This window comes from Mesorhizobium dulcispinae, from assembly GCF_033977345.1.
In the GTDB taxonomy this organism is placed as follows: Bacteria; Pseudomonadota; Alphaproteobacteria; order Rhizobiales; family Rhizobiaceae; genus Mesorhizobium; species Mesorhizobium dulcispinae.
Genome location: NZ_JAVIIY010000026.1, coordinates 45305 through 58028, shown reverse-complemented (window position 1 = coordinate 58028; position 12724 = coordinate 45305). Strand labels below are relative to the sequence as shown.

Sequence of the window (12724 nt, the reverse complement as noted above, 5' to 3'; positions counted from 1 at the left end):
CCGTGCCCGCCGTGCCGACGCCGGCCTCCACAAGCTGCGCGCTCTGCGCCCCGGCCGTCACCGTCGGGTTGTCGTTGGTGCCGTGAATAGTGATCGTCACCGCCTGCGTGTCGATGCCGCCGTGGCCATCATTGGCCTTGATCGTGTAGGTCAGCGTCAACGTCTCGCCGGCGGCCAGGAAGTCGAAGGCCTGTGGCGTCGAGTTGAACGTCCAGCCCAGATTGTGGGTGTCGCTCGGATCGGCCGCCAGCGAGCCCGGCGCAACCGTCAGCATGCCGAGCACGTTGGCGCTCGTCAGCCCGCCCGTGGTGCCGCCGAGCGACACCGAATCCACCGTCGCCGCCACCGTGTCCGACAGGTCGGCGTCGGTCACCGTCAAGGTCCCGCTGGCCGTCAGCGGCGCATTGGTCTCGTTGAGCGAGGCGGCCGAGCTGTCGCTCGTCACCAAATGGATGTCCGGCGCGTCGTTGGTGCCTGCGATGCGAACGGTCGCGGTCGCCCAGCTCAGCGTTCCGTTCCCGAGCTTGATCGCGTAAGTGAACGTGTCGGTAAAATATTCGCCCGCGCCGAGCGCCTGCAATTGAGCGGCGACTCCGCTTGTATCGTAGTGGACGTAACCGTCGCTTCCGATCCAGATCTTCGCGCCCTTGAGGCTGGTGTCGGCGGTGCCAGCGAGCCCGGCTGCGTCGGTTGTGTAAATGGCGTCTTTCGCAAGGAGATCGACGGGGTAGGTGTTGCCGTTTGTACTGGTTCCTGACGCACTAGATGCATTGTCGACAGACCAAAGTGTCTTGGCCGCACCACCTAAGTCGTTGGCGAGCACGTCGAGCTTGAGCACACCTGTCAGGTCCTCCGTCAGCGGAACGCCTGAAGCGGTAAGTGTCAGGAGATCATTCTGTGCCTGCGGCGTATTGGAAAATGATGTCGTCGTGCCGCCGGCACCGGAGATTTGCGTAGTGGCCATTCCTGCCCCCCTGTGGCCAGACGCGCCCAGCGTCCGCCTATTGGCCGTCCGAGACGGCTGACTACCCCATGCCGAAAAGCCGGCGCCCAGTCTTCGGGGACAGGAAATGATCAGAATGCCATGCAACCACGCGCAACCCGACGGCCCGATCCGTGAACGGCCAGCCCACTACGGCGGTTCACAGACAGGCGGTGGCTCGATGGTGATGGCTGCGACGGCTATAGATAGCCGCGCGGCGTTTCCCCTGCCCCAGTAGCGCCGTAACTCGTTGTTGCCGGTCGGGAATTAATTCGCGCTACCCCTATATTAGGATATTATTAACTTTACCCAGGGGAGCGTCAACAGCCAATTCGATGAAGAGTTAATGACAAAACGCGTACTTGTACGCATTTGTGGATAAACTGCATTGATAGACATGGAAGTCTAAGCCAGCGGAGATTGGCAACGGGTGGAGCGAACCGGACGGAACTGATCGCTCACACCACCCTCTTGCCGCGCTTGCCGCCATGCTCTGCAACCGCTTTTTCGACGGCGCGCTTCAGCTCGTCCTTGATCTCGGCGGTGTCGGCCATCAGCGCCTCGATCTTCAGGAAGTCGAGCACGCGGTATTTCGATACGGCCGGGCGGATGAGGATATCCGGCGGATGCTGCCTGAGCTTGTTGGCGATGATCGACTGCATCATCAGTTGCGTGGCGCCATACATCAGGTCAACCGTGGTCGGGTGCTTGCGCTCGACGTCACTCGGCGCCCCCACCACGTCGATGGCAATGACGATGTCGGCATCCTTCTCGACGAGATCGAAGGGCACCGGGTTGTAGATGCCGCCGTCGATCAGCACGCGGCTGTCGCGCGTCACCGGTCGGAACACCGCCGGAATGGCGGCCGAGGCCGCCAGCGCCGATTGCAAATCGCCCTCCGAGAACACCGCAAGCTTGTGGCCGAAATAGTCGGTCGCCGTCACCTTGAGCGGGATCTTCAGCTCCTTGAAGGTGGCGGGAATGGCGTCTGGCAGGAAGGCTTTCAGGATGCGCTCGACATTGAACTGGCCGACGCGGATGCCGCCCTGCATGGCTTCGGCGATCGTGCCTGGACGCGAGCGCCACATGCGCGCCGCCACCTCGGCGCGGCTGCCGAGGATCGAGCGGCTGTAGTCGTGGATCTCAGTCCCTCGCATGCCGGCGGCCATACCGGCGCCCATGATGGCGCCGATCGAGGAGCCGGCGATCGCCACCGGCCTGATACCGAGCTCGTCCAGCGCCTCGATGGCGTGGATATGCGCAAGTCCGCGCGCGCCGCCGCCGCCGAAGGCAACCGCGAAGGTCGTGCTCATCCCTTGCCGCTCCCCGCGATCTCGACAAGCGGCGGACCGACCACCATCACCGCCGGATCCGTCGACAAGAGCTTCCTCGCCGCTGCCTTGACGTCTGCAAGCGTCACCGCGTCGATCAGCGCGGCGCGGCGCTTGATATAGTCGATGCCGAGATGGTCGAGCTGCAGCTCGACCAGCGCCGCGGCGATGGAGCTGGAGGAGTCCAGGTTGTTGATGGCATAGGCGCCGATCATGTATTTCTTGGCCGCCGCAAGCTCCTCCTCGGTCGGTCCCTTCTCCGCCATCTCCTTCACCACCTGGCGCACGATCGACAGCGTCTCGGCGGCTCGGTCTGAGCGCGTCGCGGTGGTGACCAGCAGCGCGTTGGAATGCTCGTGGTCGACGAGGTCGGAGCTGACGCCATAGGCAAGGCCGCGCTTCTCGCGCACCTCCTCGTAAAGCCGCGACGTGAATGTCGAGCCCCCGAGAATCTCGTTCATCAGCACGGCGGCGTAAAAATCGGGATCGCTCCGTTTCACGCCGGGCCAGGCAAGCTGCAGCGAGGTCTGCGGCAGGTCGTAGTTCACTTCCAGCTGCTGGCCGAGCTTGGGCTTGATATCGGTGACCGGAGCCAGCGTCTGCTTGTCCGGCAGCTCGCCGAACACCTCATCCAGCTTGCCGCTCAGCGTGGCGGCGTCGATATCGCCTACCACCGCCACATGCAGGCCCGCGCGCGCGAAATTCGCTTTGTGAAAGGCCCTGAGGTCGTCGGCGGTAATGGAAGCGAGGCTCTCCTTGGTGCCCTGGTCCGGCCGCGCATAGGGATGCTCGCCATAGATCGCGCGCAGCCAGCGCTGCTGGGCGATGGTGTCGGGATCCCGTTCATTGGCGAGGATGCCGGAGAGCACCTGGGCGCGGATGCGGTCGACCGGCGCGTTATCGAAGCGCGGACTGTTCACCGCCAGCTTCAGCAGGCCGAAAGCCTCATCCTTCTCTTCGGACAGCATGCGCATCGAGCCATAGGTGCCGTCGCGTGCCGCCTGAAAACTCATCTCGGCGCCGGCATCGTCGAGCTTCAGTTGGAAGGCCTCGCTGTCGAGGTCGCCGGCGCCCTCGTCGAACAGGCCCGTCATCAAATTGACCAGGCCTTCCTTGCCGGCGGGATCCTGGGCGGTGCCGCCGTCAAAGACGAAGCGGACTGCAACCAGCGGGATCGAATGGTCTTCCACCAGCCAGGCGGTGATGCCCTTCTTCGACTTCACCTCCTGAATGTTCATCTCCGCGTGGGCGGCCAGCGCCGGCAAGAGCAGGAAGAACAGAGCGAAGCAGAGAGTGGCGAAGACGCGGTAGAGCCCCCCTTCTCCCCTTGTGGGAGAAGGTGTCGCCGAAGGCGACGGATGAGGGGTGCTGGACGGAGAGCGACCTTGGAGACCGCCAGTTCTCGACGCCCGACGAGATAGGTCGCGTTTCTTCCAATACCCCTCATCCGTCTCGGCGCTGCGCGCCGATCCACCTTCTCCCACAAGGGGAGAAGGGAAGAACTGCCGGCGTCCGGAAACCACACTCATCATCAGTTCCCCGCCTGTTGCTGCGGCAGAAGATAGCCGGTCGTCGAATGGTCGAGCACGAGGTAGCGGGCGGCCGCCGCCTTGATCTCTGCGGCGGTGACCTTGCGGATGCGGTCCGGCCATTCCTCAACATCCTTCACGTTGCCGCCGGTGGCGAGCGTCGAGCCGTACATATTGGCCATGTCGTCCTGCTTGTCGCGGGCAAAGATCATCGAGCGGACGTAGCGCGTCTTGGCCCGCTCGAGTTCGTCGTCCGTCACCCCGTCCTTGACGATGCGCGCGATCTCGGCGTCGACGGCGGCTTCGACGTCGGAAAGCCTGGCGTCGCCGCGCGGCGAGCCATAGACGCTGAAGTTGGTGGCGTCGAGCATGGTGCCCTGGAAGAACGCGCCGGCCTCGGAGGCGATGCCCTGCTTCACCACCAGCTGCTGATAGAGCCGGCTGCGGTTGTCGCCGCCCAGGATCTCGGCCAGGAGATCGAGCGCCTCGGCCTCACCGGGCTTGGCGGTGTGATAGGACGGCACCACCCATTGCGTGGAAAAGCTCGGCACCGAGACACGCGCGTCGGTGAGCGTGACGGTGCGCCGCGTGTTCTGCTCCGGCTCGACCGGGCGGATACGCGGCCGCAGATCGGGCCCGCGCGCCACCTTTCCGTACGTCCTTTCGGCCATCGCCTTCACCGCGTCCGGATCGACATCGCCGGCGACGATCACCACGGCATTGTTCGGCCGGTAGAAGGTGTCGTAGAAAGCCTTGGCGTCCTCGCGGTTCAGCTGCTCCATCTCCTGCATCCAGCCGATCACCGGAATGCGGTAGGGCTGGTTCTGCCAGAGTGTCGCGTCGACCTCTTCGTCGAGCACCGCCTGCGGATTGCCGTCGATACGCGAGCGGCGCTCTTCGAGGATCACGTCGCGCTCGGTCTTGATGACGTCGTCGGTGAGGACGAGGTTGCGCATGCGGTCGGCCTCGAACCCCATCATCTGCTCGAGCGCCGAAGGAGGCACCGTCTCATGGAAGGCGGTGTAGTCATAGGAGGTGAAGGCGTTGTTCGAGCCGCCGATGTCGGCCACGGCCCGGTCGAACTCGCCGGCGTCGTGGTTGGCGGTCGCCTTGAACATCAGATGCTCGAAGAAATGCGCGATGCCGGACTTGCCGGGCGGCTCGTCGGCGCTGCCGATCTTGTACCAGACCATATGCGTGACGATCGGGGCGCGATGGTCCGGAATGACCACCACTTCCATGCCGTTGTCGAGCAGGAAGTCCTTGACCTCCGCGTCAGCGGCGCGTGCAGGCGCCTGTACCGCGAGTGCCAGCGTGCCGGCAAGAAGTGCTGCGCGCAGCCCTCTGGTGGTGAATGTCATCAAATGCTCCGGTCTCGGTCGCGCGACGATAGAAAAGCTTCGCTGGCGAGGCAAAGTGAATTGTTCGTCATTTTCGAGGCGGGGCCTAACCTTCTCCCCTTGTAGGAGAAGGTGGATCGGCGCGCAGCGCCGAGACGGATGAGGGGTGCCGGAAGGAATGAGACGTGCAAAAGATCCAGTGAATCCAGTCGCTTAGCCCCTAATGTCGAGATCCGTCCAACACCCCTCATCCGTCCGAGCTTCGCTCGGACACCTTCTCCCACAAGGGGAGAAGGGAGAGCCTGGCCCTCACCTCACCTCGATGAACCTGATCACCGTATCGCCGTAGCCACGCTCGTCCACCACGGAAAAACCTGCGCCCGGCTCGAACGGCGCCGAGGCCGCCTCCTCGACGACGCAGAGGGCGCCGGGCAAAAGCCAGCCGCCTGCCTTGGCCGAGCGCAGCGCGCGCTCACCGAGGCCCTTGCCGTAGGGCGGGTCGGCGAAGACCAGACCGAAGGGCGAGAGCGTGCCGGCTTCGCCCAAATGGGTGGCGTCGCGGCGGAAGATTTTTGTCCGGCCGGTGAGCCCGAAGGCCTCGACATTGTCGCGGATTAGCCCGCGCCCTTCCGCCGATTCCTCGATGAAGACGCCGTAGGAGGCGCCGCGCGACAGCGCTTCCAGCCCGAGCGCGCCGGTGCCGGCGAAGAGATCGAGCACGCGGCCGCCTTGGAGCTTTTCGGCGTAACGATGCGCCAGCACGTTGAACACCGCCTCGCGCGTGCGATCGGTGGTCGGGCGGATGGCGTTGGAACGGGGCGTCGCCAGCGGACGCCCGCGAAACTCACCGCCGACGATCCGCATTGCCGCCCCTCGGACCCTTCGGACCGCGCGGCCTGTCGCCGCCGCTTCCCTCGGGTCGATCGCCTCTTGGTTTGCCGAACGGCTTGCCCTTGCTGCCGGGCTTGAACGATGCCTTGCGCGCCTTCGCCTCCGCGGCCTTGGCGGCGTCGGCCTCCGCCCTGCCCTTGCCGATCGGTCGCGCGCCCGGCGCCATCCAGACATTGGCCTTGCGCTGGCCGGGCGGTTCGATCGGGCGCGGCTCGCGCTTGTTGCCGCCAGCCTTGCCGCCGAAGCCTCCGCGGTCGGATTTGCCGAAGTCGCGCTCGGATTTGTCGAAGCCAGACTTTTTGTCGGGGCCAGACTTTTTGTCGAAGCCAGACTGGGGGCCGCGGTCGCCGAAGGCCCTTTCCGGCTTCGTCGAAAGCTTGCTCAGCGCCTCGTCGCGGCTGCCTTCGCGACGCTTGCGGGCCTTGATCAGCCCGCCTTCGCCGATCGGCCGGCGGTCGCCGTCGCGGGTGAATTTTGGCCGATCGCCCTCCTCATGGCGCGGCTCGCTGCGACGCACCGGCTTGTTGGAGAAGGGTTTCTGGATCTCCGCCTCGAAATTGGCGCCGGACTCCTCGACCAGCCGCTCACCAAGCTGCTCGCGCAGCGTGCGGCCCTTGATCTCCAGCACATGGCCCTCCGGCAGTTCGTTGAGCTGGAACGGCCCATAGGAGATGCGGATCAGCCGCGTCACGTCGAGGCCAAGTGCGCCGAGAATGTTCTTCACCTCGCGGTTCTTGCCTTCGCGCAGGCCGATCGTCAGCCAGGCATTGCTGCCCTGCTCTCGATCGAGCGAGGCCTCGACCGAACCGTAGAAGACGCCGTCGACGGCAATGCCGTCGCGCAAGGCGGCCAACGCGCTCTCCTCGACCTTGCCGTGGACGCGCACGCGATAGCGCCGCAGCCAGCCGGTGGCCGGCAGTTCGAGCACCCGCGACAGCCCGCCGTCATTGGTGAGCAGCAGCAGCCCTTCCGTGTTGATGTCGAGGCGCCCCACGGTCATCAGCCGCGGCAGGTCGCCCGGCAGCACGTCGAAGACGGTCTTGCGGCCTTCCGGATCGCGGGTGGTGGTGACCACGCCCGCCGGCTTGTGGAACAGGAACAGCCGCGTGCGCTCAATCGGCGGGATCTCGGTGCCGTCGAGGTGGATGACATCGTCGGGCATGACGTTGAAGGCCGGTGACGACAGCACCTTGCCGTTGACCTTGACGCGGCCGGCAGCGATCAGTTCCTCGGCGTCGCGCCGCGAGGCGATGCCGGCGCGCGCCAGCCGCTTGGCGATGCGCTCGCCGGCCTCCGACGCTGCTTCCGAGGGGCGCGGGCGCGGCTTGAAGCCGCCTTCCGGCTTTCTCGCGGCACGGTCACGCATCGGACGATCGGCGAAGTCGCGCTTCGGACGCTCCGCGAATTTGCCTCCATCTTCGCGCTTTGGGCGGTCGGCGAAATCGCGCTTGGGCCGGTCGAAGCGCCGTTCGCCCTCGCCTTCGGCGGCCATCGGCCGGTCGCCGCGCGGCGTGTAGGGCTTGCGGCCTTCGCGCTTGTCGAAAGGCTTGCCCTCGCGCAGCGGTCCTTTGAGGAACGGTCTTTCGCCACCGCCCTCGCCCGCTTCACGCGGCTTGTAGCTGCGCTTGAAATCCCGGCGCTCGCCTTCGGCCGCCACCTGCCGATCACCACGTGGCGTATAAGGTTTTCGCGCGCCATCGCGCTTCTCGAACGGCTTGCCCTCGGGGCGCGGTCGTTTGCGGAACGGCCTTTCGCCGCGTTCCGCGCCCTCGCCCGCTTCGCGCGGCTTGTAGCTGCGTTTGAAATCGCGAGCAGGGCGCCCGCCCTCTGCCGCGGCTGGCCGCTCGCGCTTGGCGAACGGCGTCTTGCCGCCGAAGGATGGCTTGCCACTCTTGCCTGCGGCTCCGCCGCGGCCGCGCGGGCCCTCCGGTTTCGATCCGCCTTTGCCCGTGCCTTTGCGCGGAAATTTCTTGTCGTTGTCGTCCATGTGGCCTTTGCTCGTTTGGGCGGCTAGATAACAGGATCACCGTCGGGTGGCGAGGAGTAATCGGAATGGAAACCGCGTGAAGCGGCCGGATTTCATGGCGCTGGCGCTAGAAGAGGCCGAGGCGGCCGCAAGCCGCGGCGAAGTGCCTGTCGGCGCGGTAGTCGCAAACGGCAACAGCGTGGTGGCCAAGGCCGGCAACCGAACGCGCGAGCTTGCCGACCCGACCGCGCATGCCGAGATGCTGGCGATCCGCGAGGCCTGTCAAAAACTTGCCAGCGAGCGGCTTACCGGCCACGACCTCTATGTGACGCTGGAGCCCTGCGCCATGTGCGCCGGCGCCATTTCCTTTGCGAGACTCCGGCGGCTTTATTTCGGCGCCGCCGACGAGAAAGGCGGCGCGGTGGTCAACGGCGTGCGCTTCTTCGCCTCGCCCACCTGCCACCACACGCCGGACGTCTATCCGGGACTAGGCGAAAGCGAAGCCGCCCTCATCCTCAAGGATTTTTTCCGCGAGAGGCGGGAAATATAAAGGCTTCGTCGGGCGGCGCTTACAGGCCCAGCCAGTCGAACCAGCCGCCGCTCTTCTTGCCTTCCGCCTGCGCCTTGAGGCGGCGCTCCTTCTTGTACTCGTCCTCGCCGAGCTCGTTCTGCGGCGCGGTGTCGGCGGCCTGACGATAGGCGAGCGGCGGCTCGCTCAGATATTTGCGGACGTTGGGATTGCCCTGCTTCTGCTCGGCAAGGCGGCGCTGGATCTCGGCGGTGCGGGTCGCGCTGGAATCGTCCGGCGACCAGCGCGGCGGATGGCTGGAAGCCGAATCGGCCATAGCCTTCTTCACCGCCACCGGATCGGTCTGCACGTCCTCGACGGCTTCTGGCTGGTAGTTCGGATCGTTCTGGTGGGCGGTCGCGTCGGCGCGGATGCGGGCGCGGCGCGCCTCGGGCGATTCGGGCCAGTCGGCGCTCGCCGTCTGGATGCTTTCCTGGGGCGGTGGCAGGTTTTCCTTCTGCCCGGGAGCCGGCTTCACCAGATCGGGGCGCGGCTTGTAGTCGATCGGATCGCGGTGCTTCGGCGTGATCGCGATGGCGCCGGAAACGTCATCGGCCAGCTGTTCGGCGGCGGTCTTGTCGGTTCCGTAGGTCGGGGAGCCGACGCAGCCCGACATGGCGATGGCCGATGCCACAAGCGGCGCCAGCAGCGCGGCGCGCGCAAACGTTCTTTCGGTCATGCCAAAAAGTCCCACTCTAACAGCCTTTCGGTCGCCACCGGCCACAGGGGCGCGGTCCCCTTCTTCCTCGCATTTGCGATGGAAATCCGGCGACAATTTGTCTGCCGGAGTGTCGCGTGTTTACCTCAACCACTTATTAAGGGCAACGCGCGGGCGGATTTGCGCCGCCCAGCGTGGCATTTCTGCACCGGCTTATAAACAGGTGCCTACAAACGCCCGAGCGCCTTCAGCTCACGCAGCACCGCCGCATCGCGGGCCGAGACATCCGGGAACTGCGGGTCCTGCCCGACATCGGCCGTGTAGCGCCATGAACGCGCGCATTTGACCAGACCGCGGTCCTCGGCCTTCTCCACGACCACGGCCACACCTGGAACTTCGCGCAGTGCGAAGGCATCGACCGGCACGTCGTCATGCGAGATTATCAGGTCGCTGGTAATGCTCATTTCCGCCAGATCGGTTCCCGACAGGGCTTCCTCCAGCACCGCGTCAGTCATGTACACGACAGGCACAGCTTCCAGGGAGGAACCGATCGTCTTGCGGGCCCGCTCCAGTTCCAAGGCCCCGGTTATGACGCTTCGCACCTGCCGGACCTTGCGCCATTTCTCGGCCAGCGCCTCGTTCCTCCAGTTTTCCGGGATGGCCGGGAACTGGTCGAGATGCACCGACACGGCCTCCGGATGACGGTCGAGCCAGGCCTCTTCCATGGTGAAGGGCAGCATCGGCGCCAGCCACTTCACCAGGCATTCGAAGAGGTGGCGCACGACCTGCACCGCCGCCTTGCGGCGCAGGCTGGAAGGCCCGTCGCAGTAGAGCGCGTCCTTGCGGATGTCGAAGTAGAAAGCCGAGAGCTCCACCACCATGAAGTCGAGCAGCGCGCGGGTGATGCGCTTGAACTCGAAGGCGTCGTAGCCCTGGCGCACCACCTCGTCGAGTTCGGATAAGCGGTGCAGCATCAGCCGCTCCAGCTCCGGCATCGCCTCCGGCGGAACCTCCTCGCCATCGTCATGGGCAAGCGTGCCCAGCATCCAGCGGATCGTGTTCCTCAGCTTGCGATAGGCGTCGATATTGGTCTGCAGCACGTTCTTGCCGAGCCGCTGGTCTTCCCAATAGTCGGTCGTCACGACCCAGAGCCGCAGGATATCGGCGCCGGACTGCTTGATGACGTCCTGCGGCACGACCGTGTTGCCGAGCGACTTCGACATCTTGCGGCCTTCCTCGTCCATGGTGAAGCCATGGGTGATGACCGTGTTGTAGGGCGCCCTGCCCCTGGTACCGCAGCTTTCGAGCAGCGAGGAATGGAACCAGCCGCGATGCTGGTCGGAGCCTTCGAGATAGACGTCGGCCGGCCATTTGAGGTCGGGGCGATCCTCCAGCGTGAAGACATGCGTCGAGCCGGAATCGAACCAGACGTCGAGGATGTCCGTCACCTGACGCCATTTCGAGGCGTCGTGATTGCCGAGGAAGCGCTCCTTGGCACCCTCGGCGAACCAAGCATCGGCGCCCTCCTTCTCGAAGGCATCCATGATGCGCTGGTTGACCGCCTCGTCCTTCAGCACATTGCCGTCCTCGTCGACGAAGACGGCGATCGGCACGCCCCAGGCGCGCTGGCGCGACAGCACCCAGTCGGGGCGCTCCTCGATCATGGCGCGGATGCGGTTCTGGCCGGCCGCCGGCACGAAGCGGGTGTCGTCGATCGCCTGCAGCGCGCGGCTGCGCAGCGTCGTGCCGTCGCCGAGGTCCTTGTCCATATAGACGAACCATTGCGGCGTGTTGCGGAAGATGACGGGCTTCTTCGAGCGCCACGAATGCGGATAGCTGTGCTTCAGCCGCCCGCGCGCGAAGAGCGCGTTGCGCTCGATCAACTTCTCGATGACCGCCTGGTTGGCATTACCCTTCTTGCCGTTGTCGTCGATGACGCGCGCCGGCCCGTCCTCGCGGTCCGGGCCGAAGCCCGGCGCGTCCCTGGTGAAGAAGCCGGCATCGTCGACCGGGAACGGGATCGAGGTGTCAACGCCGCGCTTGAGCAACTCGGCCACCGCGTCCATCCAGGCGTCGAAGTCCTCGCGGCCGTGGCTGGGCGCGGTGTGCACGAAGCCGGTGCCGGCATCGTCGGTGACATGCTCGCCGGCGATCATCGGCACGGGGAATTCGTAGCCGCCGCCTAGCCCCCTGAACGGATGTGAAAGCGTAAGGCTTGCAAGCTGTTCGGCCGAAACGCTGTGAAGACGCGCCAACGTCACCTTGGCCTTGGAGGCGGCGTCCTCCGCCAGCGCGTCGGCGAAGATCAGCTTCTCCCCGGGTTGCGGGCCGAAGCTGTTTTCGGCCGCGGTCACCTCGTAGAGGCCGTAGGCGACGCGCGGCGAATAGCTGACGGCGCGGTTGCCAGGGATCGTCCACGGCGTGGTCGTCCAGATGACGACATGAGCTTCCAGGAGGTCGAGCGCGGCCTCGTTCAACGTTGCCGGCTCCGCACCCTCGGAAACCGGGCGCGCGAGGCTTGCGACCGGGAACTTCACCCAGATCGTGTCGCTCTCATAGTCCTGGTACTCGACCTCGGCCTCGGCGAGCGCGGTGCGCTCGACCACGCTCCACATCACAGGCTTGGAACCGCGATAGAGCTGGCCCGACATCGCGAACTTCAGCAGCTCGCCGGCGATGCGCGCCTCGGCGTGGTAGGCCATGGTCGTGTAGGGATTGTGGAAGTCGCCGATGACGCCGAGGCGCTGGAACTCGTCGCCCTGCACCTTGATCCAATGAGCGGCGAAGTCGCGGCATTCCCTGCGGAACTCGTTGACCGGCACCTCGTCCTTGTTCTTGCCCTTGGCACGGTACTGCTCCTCGATCTTCCATTCGATCGGCAGGCCGTGGCAGTCCCAGCCCGGCACGTAATTGGCGTCGTAGCCGCGCATCTGGAAGGAGCGGTTGATGACGTCCTTGAGGATCTTGTTCAGCGCATGACCGATATGGATGTTGCCGTTGGCGTAGGGCGGGCCGTCGTGCAGCACGAATTTCTCGCGTCCGGCGGCTTCCTCGCGCAGCTTGCGATAAAGGTCCATGTCCTGCCAGCGCTTGACCAGGCCGGGTTCCTTCTCGGGCAGGCCCGCGCGCATCGGGAAATTGGTCTGCGGCAGATAGAGCGTTTTGGAATAGTCGATCGTCTCGGACGTATCGGTCGTGGAGGTATCGGTCATCGATCTGTCATCTCAATTGCCCGGCGGCGGAAGGCTCGGGCGCTGAAGTATCATGTTCTGGAAAAAGCGCGAGGGGCGCGCGCGAAAACTCCCGGCGGCTCCGGCGGCGCTCAGGCCGCCCGGAACACCGGGCCCGTAATTCGTATCGCGATCGCGAAAAGGCGCGAAAAGCTCGTCATGGGTGGGCTTTTAGCGGATGGCGCGGCAGGAATAAAGCGCGGATTTCAAGGCAGAGCGCTGGTTTCTT

The 12724-nt window shown here is 65.4% G+C and carries 9 protein-coding genes; 1 reads left to right on the top strand and 8 read right to left on the bottom strand.

Annotated elements, in window-relative coordinates; genetic code table 11:
• The 6 genes from RFN30_RS30280 to RFN30_RS30255 all read right to left on the bottom strand — a co-directional run.
• Positions 1 to 964: VCBS domain-containing protein (locus RFN30_RS30280; RefSeq protein ID WP_320265670.1), on the bottom strand; the 964-nt coding region annotated here is incomplete at its 3' end.
• Between the two features lie 476 nt (positions 965 to 1440).
• Complete coding sequence (locus RFN30_RS30275) at positions 1441 to 2295, bottom strand: patatin-like phospholipase family protein (protein ID WP_320265669.1); 855 nt, start codon at positions 2293 to 2295, stop codon at positions 1441 to 1443.
• A complete protein-coding gene (locus RFN30_RS30270; protein WP_430699096.1) occupies positions 2292 to 3551 on the bottom strand; it encodes a M16 family metallopeptidase in 1260 nt (419 codons plus the stop codon). Before RFN30_RS30270 ends, RFN30_RS30275 begins: the two co-directional genes overlap by 4 nt.
• Positions 3552 to 3844: 293 nt before the next feature.
• Complete coding sequence (locus RFN30_RS30265; protein WP_320265668.1) at positions 3845 to 5203, bottom strand: M16 family metallopeptidase; 1359 nt, start codon at positions 5201 to 5203, stop codon at positions 3845 to 3847.
• A 288-nt stretch (positions 5204 to 5491) separates the two neighbouring features.
• On the bottom strand, positions 5492 to 6046 hold the full coding sequence (gene rsmD / locus RFN30_RS30260) for a 16S rRNA (guanine(966)-N(2))-methyltransferase RsmD (protein ID WP_320265667.1): 555 nt from the start codon (positions 6044 to 6046) through the stop codon (positions 5492 to 5494).
• Positions 6027 to 8060, bottom strand: coding sequence for a pseudouridine synthase (locus RFN30_RS30255; protein ID WP_320265666.1), 2034 nt, complete (start codon positions 8058 to 8060; stop codon positions 6027 to 6029). Before RFN30_RS30255 ends, rsmD begins: the two co-directional genes overlap by 20 nt.
• A 76-nt stretch (positions 8061 to 8136) precedes the next feature.
• Here RFN30_RS30255 and RFN30_RS30250 point away from each other — a divergent pair, with 76 nt between their 5' ends.
• Positions 8137 to 8589, top strand: a complete 453-nt coding sequence (locus RFN30_RS30250; protein WP_320265665.1) for a nucleoside deaminase — start codon at positions 8137 to 8139, stop codon at positions 8587 to 8589.
• Positions 8590 to 8608: 19 nt separating this feature from the next.
• Here RFN30_RS30250 and RFN30_RS30245 read toward each other — a convergent pair whose 3' ends face one another.
• Entirely contained in the window at positions 8609 to 9286 is a 678-nt protein-coding gene (locus tag RFN30_RS30245; RefSeq protein WP_320265664.1) for a hypothetical protein, read from the bottom strand.
• 206 nt (positions 9287 to 9492) lie between these two features.
• Entirely contained in the window at positions 9493 to 12477 is a 2985-nt protein-coding gene (ileS, locus tag RFN30_RS30240) for an isoleucine--tRNA ligase (RefSeq protein WP_320265663.1), read from the bottom strand.
• Positions 12478 to 12724 lie beyond the last annotated feature (247 nt).

Excerpts from the sequence above, each read along its gene's own strand:
- RFN30_RS30275 (WP_320265669.1), bottom strand. The coding sequence starts at position 2,295 with ATGAGCACGACCTTCGCGGTTGCCTTCGGCGGCGGCGGCGCGCGCGGA.
- RFN30_RS30270 (WP_430699096.1), bottom strand. The coding sequence starts at position 3,551 with ATGAACATTCAGGAGGTGAAGTCGAAGAAGGGCATCACCGCCTGGCTG.
- RFN30_RS30265 (WP_320265668.1), bottom strand. The coding sequence starts at position 5,203 with ATGACATTCACCACCAGAGGGCTGCGCGCAGCACTTCTTGCCGGCACG.
- rsmD (WP_320265667.1), bottom strand. The coding sequence starts at position 6,046 with ATGCGGATCGTCGGCGGTGAGTTTCGCGGGCGTCCGCTGGCGACGCCC.
- RFN30_RS30255 (WP_320265666.1), bottom strand. The coding sequence starts at position 8,060 with ATGGACGACAACGACAAGAAATTTCCGCGCAAAGGCACGGGCAAAGGC.
- RFN30_RS30245 (WP_320265664.1), bottom strand. The coding sequence starts at position 9,286 with ATGACCGAAAGAACGTTTGCGCGCGCCGCGCTGCTGGCGCCGCTTGTG.
- ileS (WP_320265663.1), bottom strand. The coding sequence starts at position 12,477 with ATGACCGATACCTCCACGACCGATACGTCCGAGACGATCGACTATTCC.